General features: G+C 59.9%; 5 protein-coding genes. 2 read left to right on the top strand and 3 right to left on the bottom strand.

What is annotated here, in order from left to right:
- Together WBB85_RS08580 and rfbF are read right to left on the bottom strand one after the other, a co-directional pair.
- The coding region (locus tag WBB85_RS08580) for a class I SAM-dependent methyltransferase (protein ID WP_432638206.1) at positions 1–405 on the bottom strand (405 nt) is incomplete at its 3' end.
- Between the two features lie 40 nt (positions 406–445).
- Positions 446–1,216, bottom strand: a complete 771-nt coding sequence (rfbF, locus tag WBB85_RS08585) for a glucose-1-phosphate cytidylyltransferase (RefSeq protein WP_432638207.1) — start codon at positions 1,214–1,216, stop codon at positions 446–448.
- A gap of 215 nt (positions 1,217–1,431) precedes the next feature.
- Here rfbF and WBB85_RS08590 point away from each other — a divergent pair, with 215 nt between their 5' ends.
- Complete coding sequence (locus WBB85_RS08590) at positions 1,432–2,469, top strand: NAD-dependent epimerase/dehydratase family protein (RefSeq protein WP_432638208.1); 1,038 nt, start codon at positions 1,432–1,434, stop codon at positions 2,467–2,469.
- 305 nt (positions 2,470–2,774) lie between these two features.
- The gene (locus WBB85_RS08595; RefSeq protein ID WP_432638209.1) at positions 2,775–4,124 is read left to right on the top strand and encodes an arylsulfotransferase family protein; all 1,350 of its coding nucleotides are present in this window, start codon (positions 2,775–2,777) and stop codon (positions 4,122–4,124) included.
- A gap of 6 nt (positions 4,125–4,130) precedes the next feature.
- On the opposite strand, the gene WBB85_RS08600 is transcribed toward WBB85_RS08595, so the two are convergent.
- Positions 4,131–4,491, bottom strand: a 361-nt coding sequence (locus WBB85_RS08600; RefSeq protein WP_432638210.1) for a cytochrome c biogenesis CcdA family protein, incomplete at its 5' end; no start/stop codon positions are given.

Raw genomic sequence — 4,491 nt, forward strand, 5'->3', positions numbered from 1 at the left:
GACGGATCCCGAGGGCTCAATGCCCAGAACCGGGATGCCATCGGCCACAAAGTTCTTCAGAAGATAGCCGTCATTCGACGCGATCTCGATCACCAGACTGTCAGGGCCGAGGTTCAGGCGTTTCGCCATCATCCCGGCATAGCTCCTGGCATGTGCCAACCAGCTGGACGAGAAGGACGAGAAATAGGCGTAATCGCCTGAAAAGATTGTCTCGGGCGGGACATCCTCATCAACCTGCGCCAGCCAGCAGTTTTCACAGACCCGGACATGCAGCCCGTAACGCGGTTCAGGGGCATCGGCCTTTGCCATCGGCACATAGGAATTGGCAACTGCCGACTGGCCAAGATCGACAAGGCTCAGCGGCATATCGGTGCCGCAATGGCGGCATTTGGCATTGGTCGTCACACACATATCTCCACTCAACACGTTCATATCCGCCCCCGCCTTACCAGATCTTCCAGGGCGCTTCGCCGGTCGCCCAATGGGCCTCAAGCTCCTGCCGCTCGCGGATCGTATCCATCGGCTGCCAGAAGCCCTTGTGTTCATAGGCCATCAGCTCACCTTCCTTGGCCAGTGCCATCAGCGGCGCGCGTTCCCAGATCGTCGCATCGTCCACCAGATGTTTCGCGACCTTGGGCGACAGGACGAAATAGCCGCCGTTGATGACGCCGCCATCATCGGCAGGCTTTTCGGAAAATTCGTTGACCTGACCGTCACTGATGTCAAGCCGACCGAAACGGGCCGCGGGCGGGACCGCGGTGATAGTCGCCATCTTGCCATGCGCCTTGTGAAAGGCGATGGAGCGCGACACGTCGATATTGCCCACGCCGTCGCCATAGGTCATGCAGAACGCCTCTTCATCCTTTAGATATGGCATCACACGACGCAATCTGCCGCCAGTCATGCTTTCCTGACCTGTATCGATCAGCGTGACACGCCACGGCTCGCTCTGGTTGTTGATCACTTCGGTCGTGCCTTTGCGCAGATCAAAGGTCACATCCGCGCCATGCAGGTAGTAGTTCGCGAAGTATTCCTTGATGACATAGCCCTTGTAGCCGCAGCAGATCACGAAGTCGTTGATGCCATGGGCGGCATAGATCTTCATGATGTGCCACAGGATCGGGCGACCGCCGATCTCGACCATCGGTTTTGGAATGCGGGTGGTTTCCTCGGCAAGTCTTGTGCCGAAACCACCGGCGAGCAACACGCATTTCATCAACTGGACTCCCTTTCGAAATCGAACCTGTACGGGATCTGCTCAGAGACCCGTCCACGCGTATCATACTGATGTTCAACCGTCCCGGACCGGCCGGTGAAATTCCTCATGCAATGCCAGCGGGGTAGCACAAGGCCAATCGCCGCGCTACAGCTATGCCATTGAATGGAGGGACGCCTGCGCGGCGCCCGAACGGGTGAAGGACGAGGATTGATATGAAGATCATGCTTATCGGGCACAGGGGCTATATCGGCCCGGTCGCGGCGAACCATCTGACACGGGCCCTGTCTGGTGCCGAGGTACACGGCGTCGATGCAAACTGGTTTGACGGTTCTGAAAGCGAAGCCTTCCCCGATGCGGCCTTCGCCAGCCAGCGCCGCGCCGATGTCCGCGATCTCGGCCCTGCCGATTTTGCCGGAATGGATGCGGTCGTGGCCCTTGCCGCCGTATCGAATGATCCGATCGGCAAGGAATTCGAAGGGGCGACGGCCGAGATCAATTCCGAAGCCGTTCTGGGGGCCGCCCGGGCTGCGCGTGAGGCGGGCGTAAAGCGGTTTGTCTTTGCCTCGTCCTGTTCGATGTATGGTGCGGGATCCGACAGTTTCCGCAAGGAGACTGACACGCTCAATCCGCTGACCGCCTATGCCCGCTCCAAGGTCGCGACAGAAGTTGGCCTGCGCCCCTTCGCGACCGACGATTTCATGGTCACCAGCTTGCGCTTTTCCACCGCCTGCGGCGCCAGCCCGATGCTTCGGCTTGATCTGGTGCTGAACGATTTCGTCGCCACCGCCCTGCGCACCGGCAAGATCGAGGTTCTGTCCGATGGCACGCCCTGGCGCCCGCTGATCCATGTCGATGACATGTCGCGCGCGATTGAATGGGCGGTAACGCGGGATGGCGATACGCTGGTTGAGGTCAATGTCGGATCGCAGGACTGGACCTGGCAGATCGGCCAGCTGGCCAAGGATGTCGGCCAGGAACTGGGCGGTGTCGCGGTCGAGATCAACACCAATGCCGCCCCTGACAACCGGTCCTACCGCGTTGATTTTTCCCGGTTTGCGGCCCTCGCCCCGAACCACCAGCCGCAAAAGAACTTTGCCGAGGCGGTCGCGGAACTGGCCGCGCAGGTCCGCGGTATGGATTTCGGCGACAAGGGTGTGCGCGAGTCGCGTTTCATCAGGCTGAATGTGCTGCGTGGGCATGTGACCGAGGGGCGGCTTGACGGGCACCTGCGCTGGACGGAGGGCGGCTGACGGGCCGCTTTCCCGCCCGGACCCTGCAGGTATTGGTGACGTCGCCATACCCATCCCTAAAATCACCCTTCCAAACCAATCCCCGCGACGGGGCCGAAGCACTGCGCAAATGACGCAACCGCCGTTTTCGACCGTTGCCCCGGCAATGCGAGGGCATCGGTTGCGGCCAAAGTACGAATCGATCCCGCCCGCCGCACGGTCTTAACATATGGGATCGCAAGGCACCCGAAAGGCAGCTTTGCCAAGCCCGTTCCGGGTGCTACTGTTGGCGTGTTGTGATTAATGATGCGGTAATGGGTGGTTTGATGCAGCGTCTGCTATTTGCAAAGATTGAATTCTGGGCGGTTCTTATCCTCTTTTTTCTGTTCGCGCTGGGGGCCATCGTCTTTGGTGCCGCGGTTCTGGACGGCGAAAGGGACGGCAACAGATTTGGCGCGATGTCGGAAGTGGCGCTGTCCGTTGCTGAAATCCCGGACACGGTCAAAACCATGCTCGACGGCGATCACGCGATGATGGCCTTTCAGCCGGACCGGTTCGGTGACAAACCCGCTGGCTGGACCTTTGCCCCGGGCCCGCGGCCCGGGGGGTACATTCTGTTGTCACGCTATGACGGCGATGCGAAGCGCCATGTGGTTGAGCTGGTGTCCCTTGCCGATGCGGGTGTCAAACACAGCTGGCACCCCGATGCCGAAGCTTTGCTGAAGGATGCACCGCGCGATTCGAAGATCGCCGAATACACCAACTGGACCAAAGAGCATTATCGCGTAATCCATCCCTATCTGACCGAAACCGGTGAATTGATCACCAAGGATCACCAATCCTATCTTTTCGCTCTGGGGGCCTGTTCGGAAAAACTCTGGGGGCGGACCGACGAACTTCTGCACCATTCGACGGAAAGCGACGGCGACGGCGGATACTGGATACCGGGCTATTATGAGCCGTCAGAGATCAAACGCGTCAGCAGCGATTTCATCGACGATGCGATCGTTCATCTTGGCCCCGATGGCCATGTCATCAAGAAACAGTCTGCCACCCGCATCTTCCTGCGTCACGGCATGGAATACATCGTCTTCACCGCCGGGGGCTATCAGAAGGACCCGTTGCACCTGAATGACATCGAACCGGTCTTGCAGGATGGCCCCTATTGGAAGAAGGGCGATCTGTTCCTCAGCTTCCGCCACCTGTCGATGATCATGCTCTATCGTCCCTCAACCGATGAGATCATCTGGATGCAACAGGGCCCGTGGCTTGCGCAGCATGACGTCGATATCCTCGACGATCACCGCATCGCCGTTTTCAACAACAAGGCCTATGACCGGGGCACCGGGGCGCGGGTGCACAATACCAACCAGATCAATGTCTATGACTTCGCAACCGGCGAAATCAGCGTGCCCTGGTCCCGCGCGATGGAGCAGCCGCATGTGCAGACCCTGTTTGAGGGATTGTTCCGCGTCATGCCCGGCAACCTGCTGATGGCAGAGGAAGAAAACTCCGGCCGGCTTCTGATCCTGTCACCGGACGGAAGCACCATCGCCGAGTTCATCAACAAGGCAGCGGATGGCCGCGCCTATCGCATGGGCTGGAGCCGCTATATGTCACAAACGGAAGGTGATGCGGCATTGGCTGCATTGTCAAACGACAGTTGCAGCGGCTGAGGATTGTTAGCCGAGTGCGGCGAGGCCGGGGAAGGTTTCCAGCAGCCAGTAGGAAAACTGGCTGAAGCCGCCTGTCAGCATCAACAGACCGATGGTCCAGAGCAGAAGTCCCATGACCCGCTCGATCTGCTCCATATGGCGTTTGAGAAAAGCCATGGCCCCGGTCAGGCGCGGGAAGAAGGCCGCGACCAGAAGGAAGGGGATGCCCAGACCGATCGCATAGATCGCCAGGAGCCCTGTCCCACGCGCCAGCGATCCGTCCTGCGCGGCGAGGGACAGGATCATCCCCAGTTGCGGGCCGATACAGGGCGTCCAGCCGAAGGCGAAGGCGAGGCCGAGCACATAGGCGCCAAAGGCCGAGCCGCCC

Origin of the sequence: Albidovulum sp. (assembly GCF_049646345.1) — a bacterium.
Taxonomy (GTDB): Bacteria; Pseudomonadota; Alphaproteobacteria; order Rhodobacterales; family Rhodobacteraceae; genus Albidovulum.

Coding starts and splice junctions, on each gene's coding strand:
- rfbF (WP_432638207.1), bottom strand. CDS start 1,216: ATGAAATGCGTGTTGCTCGCCGGTGGTTTCGGCACAAGACTTGCCGAG.
- WBB85_RS08590 (WP_432638208.1), top strand. CDS start 1,432: ATGAAGATCATGCTTATCGGGCACAGGGGCTATATCGGCCCGGTCGCG.
- WBB85_RS08595 (WP_432638209.1), top strand. CDS start 2,775: ATGCAGCGTCTGCTATTTGCAAAGATTGAATTCTGGGCGGTTCTTATC.